This window comes from endosymbiont of Ridgeia piscesae (genome assembly GCF_001443665.1).
Taxonomy (GTDB): Bacteria; Pseudomonadota; Gammaproteobacteria; order Chromatiales; family Chromatiaceae; genus Endoriftia; species Endoriftia persephonae.
Window position 1 is genome coordinate 14,536 of sequence record NZ_KQ557145.1, and the last position, 16,102, is coordinate 30,637.

The window sequence follows — 16,102 nt, forward strand, 5'->3', positions numbered from 1 at the left end:
GGCGTGGAGGCGTTCGAGGCTTGATAAACCAAAAATTTTCATGGATTCGCCGACGGATCTTTGCTCTAGCGGTCATCCCTGTTGTCATGCTCTCCCTGCTATTGGGCTGGTATCTACTTGAAACCCGCTTCAACGAGATCGAGGCGGATTTCAAGCAGCGGGCCGGGTCGATGACCCAAGAGCTTGCGGCGCTGAGCATCATGCCGTTAAGACAACAGGATGTGGATCGCCTGCAACAACTGGCACAGCAATTCCTGCAGCACCATGAAGTGGTTGGGGTGATTATCGGCGATCGCAATGGACGCATCAAGATTCGCGAGCTGGAGCCCGCTCGCCATTTCAACACCATCGAGAATTTTCTCTTCTCCCAGCATCCGAGCCGATTCACCGCACCGATAACCAGTGCCGACACAGATATCGGTGAGGTGCGGCTGTTGTTCGATCCAGGCCCCTCCACCCTGAAAAAGGCCCATCTTCTGATCAATGGCTTTGGCCTGAGCCTGGTTGGACTGCTGTCGGCCATCCTGCTCGCCATCGTCCTGGGCAGGGGGGTAACCCGCCCCATTGAGGGAATGATGGAGGTGGTCAATCGGATCGAAAAGGGCGACCTCTCCAGCAGTGTAGTGGAACGCTCAACCGGTGAGTTGGGGCGTCTTGAAGTCGTCTTCAACCAGATGATCGCACACTTGAAGACCAGTCAGGAGGATCTACAGCAGCAGGTCGAGCAGGCCACCTCAGACCTGATGCAGACCATGGAGGCGCTGGAGGTGCGCAATGTGGAGCTCGATCTGGCACGCAAGCGGGCGCTGGAGGCGAACCAGGTAAAGTCCGAGTTCCTGGCCAACATGAGCCATGAGATCCGCACGCCGATGAACGGCATCCTGGGATTTGTAAACCTGCTGAAGAACTCAGGGCTCAACGAGCTGCAGCTCGACTACACCAATACCATCCACCGCTCGGCCTCGAGTCTGCTGCAGATCATCAATGACATCCTCGACTTCTCCCGGCTCGAGACCCGCCAGTTTTCACTGGAGGTAGCCAACTTCAGACTGCGCGAGAATATCGAGGATTGTGTGGCGCTGCTCGCCCCAGGAGCCCATGAAAAGGGGCTTGAGATCGTGATACTGGTCTACAATGATGTGCCCGATCTGCTGATTGGCGACATCTCACGGATCCGCCAGATCCTGATTAATCTGGTGGGAAATGCGATCAAATTCACCTCCCACGGAGAGATCATTGTGCGCGTGATGCTGGAGGATGAAGACGATCAACAGTGCACCCTCGCGATCTCGGTACAGGACAGCGGCATCGGCATTCCCGACGAGTTACAACCACAGCTCTTCGAACCCTTCAATCAGGGTATGTTGTCCGCCTCACGCATCTATGGAGGTACCGGCCTCGGTCTCTCCATCTGCAACCGTCTGGTGAAGGTCATGAACGGCTCCATCTCCATGCAGAGCGAGCAGGGCAAGGGCTCCACTTTTACGGTGCAGCTAAGCCTGCCCTATGAGGCAGATGGCCAGTCAACCCGCTATCCTCAGCTGCTACAGGGAAAACGCATCGCCTGCTACGACAGTCATAAACTGGCGGGCACCGCCAATCAGCACCGTCTGACTCTACTGGGCGCCAGTGTCGAGCGTTTCTATACCGCGGATGAACTGCTGGCGGCGATCCAGGCCCAGCCCCTGCTACTGGATGCGATTCTACTCGGATTCTCCCGTCGGGATTTACTGGATGAGAGTGCAAAGGCGCTGGTGTTGCGGCTACGCAATATTGCCAACATCCCGATGATCACGCTGATCAGTTCGTCAGACCAGGCGGTATTGGATGAGATTCGCGCCCTTGGGAGCGACGAGTGTCTGTCAAAACCAACCCCAATCCAACTGCTGCAGCGCAGTTTTCGCAAACTGCTGCAACTCCCGATCCACTCAGGTTATCCGAGCCTGGCCGTCGAGACGGAACCAATGGCCACCCCCAGCTACCCAGGCCTGCGGGCGCTTGTGGCAGACGACAATGAGATCAACCTCCACTTGATCGAAGAGCTGTTGAAGCGCACCGGTGCCGAGGTGGTGCTAGCCCACGATGGCGAAGAGGTGCTGGAGATCGTCGCCTGCCAGGCCGCTTTTGATCTGATCCTGATGGATATCCACATGCCGAAGATCGACGGAGTGGAGGCCACGATCCGCTTGCGACAGCAGGAGTCGGAAGATAGCCATCTGCCAATCGTCGGTCTGACTGCCGACGTGTTGCCACAGAACTTCAACCACGCCCTTGAGTCGGGGATGGATGCCTGTCTGATGAAGCCGCTGGAAGAGCTACGTCTGTGGGAGCTGATCGATCAGATCACCAGCCATACCCTGCCCGAACGCCCGTTACTGGTCAGCCAACCGCCTGAGGTGCACGATCAAAAGGAGAGTCCGCTGCGGGACACTGAACGCGCCCTCTCCATCGCCGGAGGCAATCCGGAGCTGGCTCAGGAGATGTATGCATCCCTGCTCAAAGAGCTACCAGGGGCACAGCAGGAACTCAGTCAAAAAGTCGCTGCACGGGACTGGATGGGGTTGCGAGAGAGCGCCCACAAGACCCGCGGCTCGGCACGATACTGTGCAGCGGTGGCCCTTGATCAGCTGCTGACCAGGCTGGAACTGGCGGCGGATGCCGACTCGGCCACCCGCACCACGGAGCTGCTTGGTGAGCTGGATGCGCTGATCCTGCGCATGACGCAGCAGAGCTGAGCTCGATTCAGGGCCTCTGCAGCAACAGCTGTTTCATCTCGGCCACCGCCGCGGCCAGGCCGCTGAATACCGCACGGCTGATGATCGAGTGACCGATGTTCAGCTCCCGGATCTGCTCGATCGCCAGAATCGGCTTGACGTTATGGTAGTCGAGGCCATGTCCGGCGTTGACCTGCAGACCCAAGCTGTTGCCATGCTCCACTGCCTGGATAATTCGCTCCAGCTCTGTCTGACGTTGCTGGGGGTTGGCGGCGTCCGCATAGTGCCCGGTATGGATCTCTACCACCGGCGCACCCACCGCCACGGCTGCATCGAGCTGACTCGGGTCTGCATCGATAAACAGTGAGACACGGATCCCCGCCTCCTTTAGTTCTGCGCAGTAATCGGTCATGTAATCCTGGTTTGCAGCGACCTCAAGCCCCCCCTCCGTGGTCAACTCCTCGCGACGTTCCGGCACCAGGCAGCAGTCGGCGGGACGAAATCGGGAGGCGATTGCCGCCATTTCGGCGGTGGCCGCCATCTCCAGGTTCATGCGGGTCTGCAGCATGCCGGAGAGGATATCCACATCCCGGTCCTGGATGTGGCGCCGATCCTCCCGCAGATGCAGGGTAATTGCATCAGCCCCTGCCTGCTCGGCCACCAGCGCCGCCTGCACCGGCTCCGGATAGCGGGTGCCCCGGGCCTGGCGCAGGGTCGCCACATGATCGATATTGACCCCCAGCAAAATCTCTCGCTCTCTGCTCATTCCCAGTCCTTCAAAATGTAGTGGTGTGGTTTTCCCGGTTCAGGGTGTGCTGCGGAACAATTCACGGCTCTTCAGCGGCTTATTACCAAGATAGAAGGCCAACACTCGGCGCATCAAGCCACGCGCCTCCTGAATGGTGCGGCGCTCGCTAAAGTCGCGTCGATGCATTCCAAGCATAGTGGCGCCATGCACCACCATCGGTGAGCGCATACGTCCCGTCTCAAACACTACAGGCCCATGTTCGATATGGAACTCATAGAGCCGCTCTGCCTCGATTTTGTCGCCATTATCTGCCTCCTGGTCCAGCAGCAGTCCATAGCCAAGCTCATCCAGCAACTCCAGCTCGAAGTGGCGCAGAACCGCCTCCATCGGCTCAGCTGCCGCCAGCGCGGTCAGGGTGTTGCTGTAGTGGAGAAACAGCTGGGGATGGGGATCTTCCCGCTGCAGCAGGCGGGTCAGCAGTTCGTTCAGATAGAAGCCACAGTAGAGGTGGTTGCCCTGCAGCAGCAGTGCGCGCCCCTCCGGTTCCGATTTACTCAGGGTTTTGACCTCGCCCCGCCCTTTGAGAGAGACTAGCAGCGGTCTGAAGGGCTGCAGTATCGCTCCCAGCATCGAGCGCCCCGAGCGCGCGCCTCGCGCAATCGCCGGCAGCCGCCCCTGCTCCGGGGTGAAGAGCTCCAGCAACAGGCTGGTGTTCCGGTATTCCCGGCGGTGCAGAATAAAGCAGGGTTGCAGCGCGTTATCGACCACTAATCGCTATATCCGAGCCGCGCCAGCGAGGCCTCGTCGTCAGACCAGCTCTTTTTTACCTTGACCCAGACCTCGAGATACACCTTGCAGCCGAAGAACTGTTCCATCGCCTTGCGTGCCTGGCTGGCGACGATCTTCAGCGCTCCACCCTGCTTGCCGATGATGATAGCCTTCTGCCCCGGCTTCTCCACCCAGATCACCGCGTTGATGCGGTAGATGCCCCCCTTCTCCTCGAACCGTTCGATCTCCACCGAGACCGCATAGGGGAGCTCTTTGGCGTAGCGACGGGTAATCTGTTCGCGCACCATCTCGGCGGCGAAAAACTTCTCCGGCCGGTCGGTTAGCTGCTCTTCAGGGTAGAAGTTATCCGCCAGCGGCAGACGCTCGAGCACCAGCTTTTCCAGCGCATCGACATTGTGACCGTTGCTCGCCGAGATCGGGATGATCTCAGCAAAATCATAGCGCTCAGCCATCTCAGCCAGAAACGGCAACAGCGCCTCTTTCTGGTTCACCTGGTCGACCTTGTTGACCGCCAGAATCACCGGCATGGTGCGTTCCTGCAGCAGTCCTAATACCTTGGCATCCTCTCTGGTCCAGCGCAGCGCCTCCACCACGAAGATCACCACATCCACATCCACTACCACCGTCTTTGCAGTGCGGTTGAGATAGCGATTCATGGCATGGTCCGCCCGCTCGTGGATGCCAGGGGTATCCACATAGATCAATTGCCCCTGCTCGAGGGTCTTGATGCCGAGAATGCTGTGTCGGGTGGTCTGCGCCTTGTGCGAGGTGATGGCCAGCTTCATGCCGATGATCCGGTTGAGCAGGGTCGATTTGCCCACGTTGGGACGTCCAGCGATAGCAGCATAGCCGCAATGGTTGTTCAGCTCACTCATCTTCCAGTCTCTGTAACATAGCTGCCGCAGCGGCCTGTTCGGCACGACGACGGCTCGAACCTGAGCCGTCGCTCTCCTGTTCAAGGGCCTCGCTCCGGCACTTCACCGTGAAGGTCTGAGCGTGTTGATCACCGGTGATGTCGATCACTTGGTAGCTCGGTAGTCCGATCTTGCGCGCCTGCAGGTGCTCCTGAAGGCGGGTTTTCGGATCCTTCTGTTGCGCATTCAGATCAAGCCCGGCGAGCAGCGACTCGAATATCTGCAGGATAACCCGGCGGGTAGTTGAGTAGTCGCTGTCGAGGTAGATGGCTGCCAGGATCGCCTCCACCGCGTCGGCCAGTATCGAGTCCCGAGTCTGACCACCACTGCGCAACTCACCGGGCCCGAGTCGTAGATGGTCGCCAAGTTTCAGCCCGCGGGCGATCTTGGCCAGGGTTTCGCGTTTGACCAGCGATGAGCGCAGCCGGCTGAGTTGTCCTTCGCTGGCGCGCTCGAATTGCTCAAACAGGGCATCGGCGATGACAAAGCCGAGGATAGCATCGCCCAGGAACTCGAAACGCTCGTTGTTTTTACCACCGACACTGCGGTGGGTCAGCGCTTGCTGCAGCAGCGCCGGATTGTGGAATTCATAGCCGAGGGCCCGGCAAAGGGTACTGAGTGGAGGGGTCAATTGGCGGCTAATTCGACAGTGTCATCAAAGGAGACGATGGCGTCTAGATTTCCCATCAGGGGGATGCGTACCTCATAGGATACCCTGACGATGGTGGTACTCCCTTGGCGCTCCACCTTGACGTGCTCTTTCTTCACTGTACTGATGTAGTTGACCTCCATCCGGCGCAGGAACGCCTTACGAATCTCGGACAGTGATTTACGCCCGATGAGGGACTCGGCCTGCAGCGATTCCAGCGCTGACCTGACGGTAAAATGCTCCGTGTAGACCGGTATGATCTTGATCGCCATCAGCGCAACCGCGCCTACCATGACAAATACCAGCAGCATGCTGATAGCCGTCATGCCACTCTCTCTGTGCGTGCTATACATTATCAAATACCTTTCCTATGCTATTGATATTATTAATTTATTGCCCGCCCAATTCGTTCCCATGAGATCGGGAAACCCGTTTTCTCACCATCCCAGTTCATCCAGATGGCAAATGCCTCTCCGATCAGATTCTCTTCAGGCACCAGTCCCCAGCAGCGACTGTCGTTGCTGTTGTCCCGATTGTCCCCCATCACAAAGTAGTGGCCCTCCGGTATCGTGAAGGGACCACGTGACAGCACATTACATCCCATAGCGAGATCGGGCGCCATGGGGTGCATCAGGATCTCGTGCTCAACCCCATTCAAATCTTCCACCGCCCTGAGATAACCGCTGATCCTGGCACCACCGCCAGTACCGTTGTAGATCCCCACCGGGGTCTGTTGCATCGGTTTACCATTAATATAGAGGACCTTGCCACGGTAGTGGATGGTATCACCGGGTACCGCCACGATACGTTTGATATAGTCGATCCAGGGTTGTTTGGGATAGCGGAAGACCGCCACATCGCCGCGCTGCGGTAGATCGATATCGATAACCTTTTTGTTCAGCACCGGCAGGCGGATACCGTAGCTGAACTTGTTAACCAGGATGAAGTCCCCCACCAGCAGCGTTGGCATCATCGAGCCGGAGGGGATGCGGAAGGGCTCCACCAGAAACGAGCGCAACACCAGCACCGCGAATATCACCGGGAAGAAGGAGCGCGCATACTCCACCATCAGGGGATCACGCGGTGCGCCTACGGCCCGTTCGTTTCTCGCCGGCGCAAAGAAGAGCGCATCGATCAACCAGATGCCGCCAGTGATGGCGCTCGCCACCACCAGGAATGTGGGAAAATCGAAGTTCATAAGCGTCAATCTACTCCAATATCGAGTTGCCGAAATCGCTGGCTAGACTGGTCATCTACACTCAGCTGAATCTTTTCAAGAAAACTGCTGCAGGCCGACTCAATCCTTGCCGACCTTCAACACGGCGAGAAAGGCTTCCTGCGGGATCTCCACCCTGCCCACCTGTTTCATACGTTTCTTGCCCGCCTTCTGTTTCTCCAGCAACTTGCGCTTGCGGGTGATGTCACCGCCGTAACATTTGGCGGTGACATTTTTGCGCAGTGCCTTGACCGTGGTGCGGGCGATAATCTTGCTGCCGATGGCGGCCTGGATCGCCACCTCGAACATCTGCCTAGGGATGATCTCCTTCATCTTCGCAGTCAGATCCCGGCCACGGGAGTCGGCCTGGCTCTTGTGCACGATGATGGAGAGCGCATCAACCTTCTCACCGTTGATCAGGATATCGAGCTTGACCAGCGGTGCCGTCTGAAAGCGGGCAAACTCATACTCAAACGAGGCGTAACCGCGGCTCACCGACTTCAGCCGGTCGAAGAAGTCGAGCACCACCTCGTTTAGTGGCAGTTCGTAACTGAGCTGCACCTGGCCGCCCAGGTACTGCATATTCTTCTGTGTGCCGCGCTTTTCGATACAGAGGCTGATCACATTACCCAGATGCGCCTGCGGCACCAGGATGGTGGCGTTGATCAGCGGCTCACGCACCGCCTCGAACTTACCGGGATCGGGCAGGTCGGAGGGGTTCTCGATCTGGATCGTGCTGCCGCCATTCAACAGCACCTCATAGACCACCGAAGGCGCAGTAGTGATCAGGTCGAGATTATACTCCCGCTCCAGCCGCTCCTGGATGATCTCCATGTGCAGCATGCCGAGAAAGCCGCAGCGGAAACCGAAGCCCAGCGCCTGGGATGTCTCCGGCTCATAGTGCAGGGCGGCATCGTTGAGGCGCAGTTTCTGCAGCGCATCGCGCAGGTTTTCGTAGTCGTCGGAGCTGACCGGATAGAGCCCGGAGAAGACCCGCGGATGCATCTCCTCGAAGCCCGGCAGCGCCTGCTCTGCCTTGCGGTTCTCCAAAGTGATGGTGTCGCCCACGGGTGCGCCGTCGATCTCCTTGATGCCGGCGATGACAAAACCTACCTCGCCGGTGGAGAGCAGCTGCTTGTCGAGCCGCTTGGGGGTGAACACACCCACCTTCTCCACCTGATAGCTGCGTCCGGTGGACATAATGTGCATCTTGTCCTTGCGGCGGATCTCACCGTTCATCACCCGGATCAGTGAAATCACGCCCACATAGGGGTCGAACCAGGAGTCGATAATCAACGCCTGCAGTGGTGCCTCCCTGTCTCCCTCCGGCGGCGGAATTGTGGCCACCAGGTCTTCCAACAGATCGGGAATGCCGAGACCGGTCTTGGCGCTGACCTTGGTGGCATCGGTGGCGTCGATGCCAATGATCTCCTCGATCTCGCTGATCACCCGCTCCGGCTCCGCCGAGGGCAGGTCAATCTTGTTCAGCACTGGCAACACCTCCAGCCCCTGCTCGATGGCGGTGTAGCAGTTGGCGACACTCTGCGCCTCTACGCCCTGGGCCGCGTCCACCACCAGCAGTGCACCCTCGCAGGCGGCTAGAGAGCGGGAGACCTCGTAGGAGAAGTCCACATGGCCAGGGGTGTCGATAAAGTTGAGTTGGTAGATCTGACCATCCCGCGCCTGATAGTCGAGGGTGACACTCTGCGCCTTGATGGTGATACCGCGTTCCCGCTCCAGCTCCATCGAATCGAGCACCTGCGCCTCCATCTCGCGATCGCTCAAACCACCGCAAGCCTGGATAAAGCGGTCGGCAATCGTTGACTTGCCGTGATCGATATGGGCGATGATGGAAAAGTTACGGATGTGACGCAAATCTGTCATTGGCTCAGTGTTACCTTGGGCGCGGAAAAAACGGAACTGCCTAAGTCAGGCAAGTTCCGTCTGTCGGCGTACAACGCCGAAGCGACCGATCATACCAAATCAACCGCCATTCAAATAGTTCCGCAACCCTATTTCATCCAGAAAGTACTCACTGAGCAGTTTACCGTCGCTTCTCTCCAGCACCGGCACACGCGTGTCATAGCGGGCACGGAGGGCAGCATCGGCATCGATCTCCACCAGCTGCAGCTGAAAGCTATCCGCCCCATCCATGGACTGTAGCTGTGTCAGCATATCCTCACACAGATGACAGCCGGGGCGGATATAAAGGGTCAGCTGCCTCATTCCGCCGGCATGCGTAGCGCCAAAAAGATCGGTCCGCTACGACGGTGAACCAGCACTGCCACGGTCTTGTTGGCTGGCAGTTCTGCCACCAGCTGGTTGAACTGCTGTACACTCTCGATCTTGCGCTCGTTGATCATCAGGATCACATCCCCCTCCTGAATACCGGCAATCCGAGGGGCCTCGCCAGTTACCGAATCGACCATCACCCCCTGATAGGGCGGTACTGCCAGCTCACTGCGCTGCTCACGGCTCAGGTCGGAGACCATCAGCCCGAGACGATTCGACATCACCTTGGGCGCATGGCTCTCGGCCAGCTCGATCGCATCTTCCGGGGGCAGCTCACCGATCTGGACCATTACCTCGAGGGTGCGACCGCCGCGCTGCACGGTCACAGCCACAGGGCGATCAATCGGGCTAGCGCCCACCAGCGGCGGCAGATCTGAGGAGCTCTTTAGCTTGGTGCCGTTATAGCTGAGGATCACGTCGCCCACCTGCAGACCCGCTTTGGAAGCGGGGCTGTCGGGCAGTACCCGTGCAACCAGAGCGCCTTGGGGGTGTTGCATGCCAAAGCTCTCGGCCAGATCGCGGGTAACATCCTGGATCAACACCCCGAGCCAGCCGCGACTGACCCGACCTTTGCTCTTCAGCTGCTCGGCTACGTTCATCGCCACCTCGATGGGGATGGCAAAAGAGAGTCCCATGAAACCACCAGAGCGGCTGTAGATCTGTGAGTTGACCCCCACCACCTCGCCATCCAGGTTGATCAGCGGGCCGCCGGAGTTACCCGGATTGATCGCTACATCGGTCTGGATAAAAGGCACGTAGTTCTCGCTCGGCAGGTTGCGTCCCTTGGCGCTGACGATGCCGGCGGTAACCGAGTGATCGAAGCCAAACGGTGTGCCGATCGCCAGCACCCACTCGCCTACCTTAAGCTTTTCGGCACTGCCGGTCTTCACCACCGGCAGATCCTCCGCCTCGATCTTGATCAGTGCGATATCGCTGCGCTCGTCGCTGCCGATCACCCGCGCGCTGAACTCACGGCGGTCGTTCATGCGCACGATGATCTCATCCGCACCGGCAACCACATGGTTGTTGGTGAGGATGAAACCGTCGGGGGAGATAATGAAACCCGAGCCCAGCGACCGCTGCTCCCGCTCCTGATCCGGCAGGTCGAAGCCATGTTCACCGAAGAAACGCCGCAGCAGCTCACCAAAAGGACTGTTCTCTGGGATATCGGGGATGTTGAAGCGCTCCATCTGCCGCCGGATGCTCTGCTGCTGACGAGTGCTGATGTTGACCACCGCCGGCGCATTCTGCTCAACAAGCTCGGTAAAGTCAGGCAGGCTTCTCGCCTGTAGCGGGGCGGCAAAGAGCAATACAAGGAGAAGAAACGGAACTGTGGATACCGTTCGCTGCATAAAACTCATTGGTAACTCCTGGAAGTTATTCGATTCGGATCGTGGGGCTCAGCCCAATCTGATCGGATGGGAATACGCTGAACGCAAGATCTCCGGCTCATACAGTGCATCAGCTCGATGCCGACTGGCGAAGCTTTTTGCACCGATCAACCCGGCTATCAGTCCCAGTAGACCGCCGATAATGCTGCCGAGTTCCCCTTGGCCTATTCCCATCCAGCGAACCAGTTCCAGGCCCGCAATGGCACACAGGATGAGTGTAAATATCGGCAGCAGGTAGGAAATCAAAGAGGCACGGAGCAGAGCCCGCTCATCGAGACCGATCACCACCTGCTGGCCTGCCTTTGCCTCGATTGGATTGCGCACCCGAAGCTGCGGATGGCGGCGTTTGAAGAAGCCAGCGATCACCGAGGTGCCACAACTCGATCCGGCCTGGCAACTCCCGCAAGCCGCCTGCTGCTGGGTCTCCACCAGCGCATAGTCGCCATCACAGGTGATGACTCTGGCAGACTCCTCGATCATGGCGATTCGGCAGCGTTGTAGCGCATCGCCTCGACCACACTCAACAGGGTGATCGCCGGCACTTCGCCAACTGCGGTGATCTGGTGATCAGCACGCCGACCACCCCAAGCATTGATCGCACCCAGGCGTGACGCGCCCTCCAGCGCCTCCCTCTCGCCTGCCGCTTCGATGAAGATGGAGAGAGAGGCCAGCCCGTCACTTAACACATAGTGGTCGATTACACCGCCATTAGCGGTGTCTGGCACCCTGGAACGGCTGGTCACCACAAAACCGGCGGGCAAGGATTCAAAGTGCCACTGAGGCCTGCCCGACTCTATTTCACTCCGTGGCAGGTCTGATTTACGGATGGTGATGCCACTCTGTTTGTTGGATTCGTCAATGTTCCACTCGGCGACACCGATCTCGAGGTTGGTGAACATGGTCTGTTCCAGCGCCTGCCCCTGCTCATCCATCAGGTCCGACTTGAGTGGCAGGGCGCTCTCCTGATCGAGATAGAAACGATAGCCGTAGCGGTAGTCATCCCGCGGGATGATCGCCACCACCTTCGACTGATGACCCGCAATCCGGGCCGTGCCAAGGGTACGAAATGCGTAGTGAGGGGTGAGTTTGCCGAGGTCTTGGGGTAGCAGATCGAGAAACTTGTTGCTGGGTGGGCGCTTATCGATGGAGATTTGCTGGCTCTCGGGGCGAACGCAGGTAATTGAGCGTTTATCGCGAATCACCTCCCGCGGGGCACCGTTAAGTGAGATCAGATGCTCCCTGATCTGGCCATCCTCTACTGCATGCACCACCCGGATACTCTCCAGCTGGTTGTCGTGCAAATAGATGAATGTGCCCTGATAGTTCAGAGCGCGCACCGCAGTCATCATCCGTTCCAGCCATCGGGCGGCCTCCCGCTCTTTCTCGGCCGTTGCGGCCAGCCCTGTGGTCAGGTTCAGCGCCAGTAGGACACCAAAAAAAATCTGTGCAGCGATGCTCGCTGGACGACCTATCTGCATGCCTCTCCACTCCAACACAACAAACCTGTCGAATAACGGTTGATCATTTGGCCACGTCATAACTGACAAAGGTGGCGTAAGGCATGATGCCTTTCATGGTGTTGGCCGGAGCGTACTCCTGATGATTGACCAGATAACTATTGAGTTTGGTCTCAACGTCGGGGCGAGCCAGCAGCTCCCAGCGGGTGCCCCCAGACTGGCTATAGATGGTCTCTACCGGTGGCTTTTTCACCGCCACCGTGGGGGAGAGTGTGGCGACCGGATCATCATTGATTAACTGCGGGACCATGGTGACCGCAACCAGCGCCACTGAGGCGGCGATGGCAGTACCTGCCACCGGTTTCAGCCAGGACGCTGGGCGGCGTTTGACCATTCCCGGCGCAATGATGATAGGTTCATGCTCCAGGCTGGCGCTGATGGCGCTTGCCAGATCCGGCTGCACCAGCGAACCCAGTTCCTGACGCATCGCGTCGCCTATCAGATGATAACGGGCCCAGGTCTGTTGCTCTGATGGTGTTTCGAGCAGTCGACCGATGTGCCGGCTGATCTCGTGTTCGCTTAGCTCGTCATCCACCAGTGCAGATACTTTTTCACGTTCTTGTTCGCTCATCTCGCCACCCGTGCTTATGGGTTAATCAACGGTTGTAACCGTTTGTCTATCGCCTCTCGCGCCCGGAAGATACGGGATCTCACAGTTCCCACCGGGCAGGACATCGCCTCAGCGATCTCCTCGTAACTCATGCCTTCCAGTTCACGCAGGATGATGGCAGTGCGCAGGTCTTGCGGAAGAGCGTCGATGGCATCCTGAACGGCGGCACTGATCTCGCTGCTGAGCAGATGATTTTCCGGTGTGCCGTACTCTTTCAGACGATGCCCCTCATCCAGCTGTTCGGCGATCCCGGGCTCCACATCTCCACTCGGCGGGCGACGACTCTGGGCAACGAGGTGGTTCTTTGCGGTATTAATCGCAATCCGATACAGCCAAGTGTAGAAAGCGCTGTCACCACGAAATCTGGGGAGCGCCCGGTAGGCCTTAATAAAAGCCTCCTGGGTGACGTCCAGCACCTCGTGTGGATCCCGAATGTAGCGGGAGATCAGATTCGCGATCTTCTGCTGATACTTGAGCACCAACAGGTCAAATGCCTTTTTGTCGCCCTTCTGCACACGGATGACCAGTTCCTGATCCACTTGTCGCTCGCCCATCCGGGCCCTACCCTCCCTCATGACCTGCACGTCCCTGCGCTCAGTCTGATTGACACTCCAGATTCTGAATAGTTCGCCGCATCTACCGGCAGATTAATTCTATTCTACAAGCCTTTGATTTAGGCTAGGATGCGGCGACGCAATGCGAGTCGCATTATCGCTGTAATAGTAGGCCTCCGCAATCATGTCCACCGACCATCAGCACGACGTTTTGATCATCGGCAGCGGTGCTGCCGGTCTTTCCCTGGCGCTGCGTCTGCGCCCTGATCTGAAAGTCGCGGTAATCTCCAAACGCCAACTCGAAGAGGGCAGCACATTCTATGCCCAGGGGGGCATCTCTGCGGTGCTGGACGAGGAGGATACCCTCTCCTCCCATGTGGAGGACACTCTTAACGCCGGCGCCGGGCTCTGCGAAGAGAAGACAGTTCAACTGGTGGTGGAACAGGGCCCGGAGAATATCCGCTGGCTGATGGAAAACGGTGCCAAGTTCACCCGTGACGACAACTCGGCCAGTAGCGGCGGCTACCATCTGACTCGTGAAGGGGGGCACTCCCACCGGCGGGTGATCCACGCCGCAGATGCCACCGGCCGCGAGGTGGAGACCACCCTCGAGGCCCAGGTGATGGCGCGCGCCAACGTGGAGCTGTTCGAATACCATATCGCCATCGACCTGATTACCAACCGCAAGCGCCGCCAGAGCGGCGTCAATCGCTGTGTGGGAGCCTACATCCTTAACCAGAAACAGGGCCAGGTTAAGACCTTCCGCGCCCGTTTTGTAGTGATCGCCTCCGGTGGCGCGAGCAAGGTCTACCTCTACACCAGTAATCCGGATGTCTCCACCGGCGACGGCATCGCCATGGCCTGGCGCGCTGGCTGTCGGGTCGCCAACATGGAGTTCATCCAGTTTCACCCCACCTGCCTCTACCATCCCGAGGCACGTAACTTTTTGATCAGCGAGGCGGTGCGCGGTGAAGGGGGCCGGCTGTTGCTGCCCAACGGGGAGCGTTTCATGCAGCGCTTCGACCGGCGCGGAGAGCTCGCCCCGCGGGATATCGTCGCCCGCGCCATCGATCATGAGATGAAACGCATCGGCGCCGAATGCCTGTTCCTCGATATCAGCCACAAGCCGGCTGAGTTCATCACCGAACACTTCCCCACCATCTATCAGCGCTGCCGCGACCTGGGGATCGACATCACCCGCGAACCGATCCCGGTGGTACCCGCCGCCCACTACACCTGTGGTGGCATCTACACCGATCATCACGCGCAGACCGATCTGCCGGGGCTCTACGCTATCGGTGAAACTGCCTACACCGGCCTGCATGGCGCTAACCGGATGGCCAGCAACTCGCTGCTCGAGTGCCTGGTGTTTGCCGGGCAGGCTGCCAAAGATATTAGCGAACAGGCAGACCAGGTAGAGATACCCGGTGAGTTGCCTCACTGGGACGAGAGCCGGGTGACCGACTCTGATGAAGAGGTGGTGGTGGCCCATAACTGGGATGAACTGCGCCGCTTCATGTGGGACTACGTGGGCATAGTCCGCTCCAACAAGCGCCTGGAGCGAGCCAAACGTCGGGTCGACATGTTGCGCATGGAGATTGGTGAATACTACAGTAACTTCCGTGTTACCAATGACCTGCTGGAACTGCGCAACCTGGTGGAAGTGGCCGATCTGATCATCCGCTCGGCGCAGATGCGCCGCGAAAGCCGTGGCCTCCACTACACCCTCGACTTTCCGCGCACCGACGACCGGGCCCAACGCCATCCGACAGTGCTGATCCCGGACAACTACTTTCCCAGGACGCTGCCCTGACGGAATTCTGGGGACAGTATACCTATTCCCAGAAGACGCTGATGCAGTAGCATAGGCCACCGATTTTTTACAGGCCGTTCAGGGAGGAACAGCATGGCAAGGATTGCCCGGTTATCCGCATCATGCCACACAGCGCGGCAACCGCAGACAGCGTGTGTACTTCAATGATGATGACTATGCGCATTATTTGGAACTGATTGCGGAGGGCTATAGCCTATCTAACGGTTACCGACGATGCCCTGGTACGCGTGGCGCCGATACTGAAGTTGTTTCCAGACTGGGCAAATTACCTCACCGAGCCTGCTCAGGATGACGTGGAATACATCCAGGTTCATACACACACCGGCCGCCCACTGGGTGACGCGCCGTTTATCCAGGCAGCTGAGTCACTGACTGGCCGGATTTTGACGCCACAAAAGCCGGGGAGCCATTCCGCTGCAGGGAATGGGAAATAGGTATACTGTCCCCCGGAATTCCGCGAGGTAGTTGATCTACGTCAAGGTATGAGTTAGCAGTTTCACCAAAACACCCTACACTTAACCACACTATTAATGTGGGTTTCATTAAGGCATCCTACATTTCTATCACAGAGTTAATGGGGATTAGAGCATCATGAAACACCTAACTACCTTGTCGATCTCAGCTTTCCTTTTTCTAGGATTGTCTGGGACGGTTTTTGCAGGAAATGGCTCCATTGGCGAGGAAGAATATAAAAATAACTGCGCCTCCTGTCATGGCATCACAGGGAAGGGAGATGGCCAATTCGCTGAATTTCTAAAAAGTGGTGCGCCTTCACTATTAATCGTTCCGAAAGTATTGGCAGTGTATACTGCTTTCCATGGCTACGATAAAAGAACAGCGTGATCAGAAAAGGAAAGATGTAGTGGAGGCGATT

Annotated in this window: 16 protein-coding genes; 3 read left to right on the plus strand and 13 right to left on the minus strand. The window is 58.1% G+C overall.

The window, feature by feature from the left end:
* The first annotated feature begins 20 nt into the window (after nt 1–20).
* Entirely contained in the window at nt 21–2,735 is a 2,715-nt protein-coding gene (locus Ga0074115_RS13310; protein ID WP_087959781.1) for an ATP-binding protein, read from the plus strand.
* A gap of 7 nt (nt 2,736–2,742) precedes the next feature.
* Here Ga0074115_RS13310 and pdxJ read toward each other — a convergent pair whose 3' ends face one another.
* The 13 genes from pdxJ to rpoE form a co-directional block, all read right to left on the minus strand.
* Nucleotides 2,743–3,480: a pyridoxine 5'-phosphate synthase gene (gene pdxJ, locus Ga0074115_RS13315; protein ID WP_057955798.1), complete on the minus strand. Its 738-nt coding sequence runs from the start codon at nt 3,478–3,480 to the stop codon at nt 2,743–2,745.
* A gap of 39 nt (nt 3,481–3,519) precedes the next feature.
* Nucleotides 3,520–4,230 carry a DNA repair protein RecO gene (gene recO / locus Ga0074115_RS13320; RefSeq protein WP_057955797.1) on the minus strand — a complete coding sequence of 237 codons (711 nt, stop codon included), beginning with the start codon at nt 4,228–4,230 and terminating at the stop codon, nt 3,520–3,522.
* The gene (gene era / locus Ga0074115_RS13325) at nt 4,230–5,126 is read right to left on the minus strand and encodes a GTPase Era (protein WP_057955796.1); all 897 of its coding nucleotides are present in this window, start codon (nt 5,124–5,126) and stop codon (nt 4,230–4,232) included. Before era ends, recO begins: the two co-directional genes overlap by 1 nt.
* Complete coding sequence (gene rnc / locus Ga0074115_RS13330) at nt 5,119–5,796, minus strand: ribonuclease III (RefSeq protein ID WP_057955795.1); 678 nt, start codon at nt 5,794–5,796, stop codon at nt 5,119–5,121. Before rnc ends, era begins: the two co-directional genes overlap by 8 nt.
* Nucleotides 5,793–6,140 (minus strand): DUF4845 domain-containing protein, encoded by a 348-nt coding sequence (locus Ga0074115_RS13335; protein WP_057955794.1) that lies wholly within the window; start codon nt 6,138–6,140, stop codon nt 5,793–5,795. Before Ga0074115_RS13335 ends, rnc begins: the two co-directional genes overlap by 4 nt.
* 59 nt (nt 6,141–6,199) lie before the next feature.
* Complete coding sequence (gene lepB / locus Ga0074115_RS13340; RefSeq protein WP_006474416.1) at nt 6,200–7,012, minus strand: signal peptidase I; 813 nt, start codon at nt 7,010–7,012, stop codon at nt 6,200–6,202.
* 99 nt (nt 7,013–7,111) lie between these two features.
* On the minus strand, nt 7,112–8,914 hold the full coding sequence (lepA, locus tag Ga0074115_RS13345; RefSeq protein ID WP_057955793.1) for a translation elongation factor 4: 1,803 nt from the start codon (nt 8,912–8,914) through the stop codon (nt 7,112–7,114).
* Between the two features lie 99 nt (nt 8,915–9,013).
* Entirely contained in the window at nt 9,014–9,256 is a 243-nt protein-coding gene (locus Ga0074115_RS13350; RefSeq protein WP_057955792.1) for a glutaredoxin family protein, read from the minus strand.
* Nucleotides 9,253–10,683 carry a DegQ family serine endoprotease gene (locus tag Ga0074115_RS13355; RefSeq protein WP_057955791.1) on the minus strand — a complete coding sequence of 477 codons (1,431 nt, stop codon included), beginning with the start codon at nt 10,681–10,683 and terminating at the stop codon, nt 9,253–9,255. The genes Ga0074115_RS13350 and Ga0074115_RS13355 overlap by 4 nt, the downstream gene beginning before the upstream one ends.
* A 39-nt stretch (nt 10,684–10,722) precedes the next feature.
* Entirely contained in the window at nt 10,723–11,193 is a 471-nt protein-coding gene (locus tag Ga0074115_RS13360; RefSeq protein ID WP_057955790.1) for a SoxR reducing system RseC family protein, read from the minus strand.
* The gene (locus tag Ga0074115_RS13365) at nt 11,190–12,191 is read right to left on the minus strand and encodes a MucB/RseB C-terminal domain-containing protein (RefSeq protein WP_060528611.1); all 1,002 of its coding nucleotides are present in this window, start codon (nt 12,189–12,191) and stop codon (nt 11,190–11,192) included. The genes Ga0074115_RS13360 and Ga0074115_RS13365 overlap by 4 nt, the downstream gene beginning before the upstream one ends.
* A 43-nt stretch (nt 12,192–12,234) precedes the next feature.
* On the minus strand, nt 12,235–12,801 hold the full coding sequence (locus tag Ga0074115_RS13370; RefSeq protein ID WP_057955788.1) for a sigma-E factor negative regulatory protein: 567 nt from the start codon (nt 12,799–12,801) through the stop codon (nt 12,235–12,237).
* A 14-nt stretch (nt 12,802–12,815) separates the two neighbouring features.
* Nucleotides 12,816–13,394: an RNA polymerase sigma factor RpoE gene (gene rpoE, locus Ga0074115_RS13375; protein ID WP_057955787.1), complete on the minus strand. Its 579-nt coding sequence runs from the start codon at nt 13,392–13,394 to the stop codon at nt 12,816–12,818.
* Between the two features lie 184 nt (nt 13,395–13,578).
* Between rpoE and nadB the strand changes: the two genes are divergently transcribed.
* Together nadB and Ga0074115_RS16350 are read left to right on the plus strand one after the other, a co-directional pair.
* Nucleotides 13,579–15,207, plus strand: coding sequence for an L-aspartate oxidase (gene nadB / locus Ga0074115_RS13380; RefSeq protein WP_057955786.1), 1,629 nt, complete (start codon nt 13,579–13,581; stop codon nt 15,205–15,207).
* Between the two features lie 612 nt (nt 15,208–15,819).
* Complete coding sequence (locus Ga0074115_RS16350; RefSeq protein WP_157292781.1) at nt 15,820–16,071, plus strand: c-type cytochrome; 252 nt, start codon at nt 15,820–15,822, stop codon at nt 16,069–16,071.
* Nucleotides 16,072–16,102: the final 31 nt, after the last annotated feature.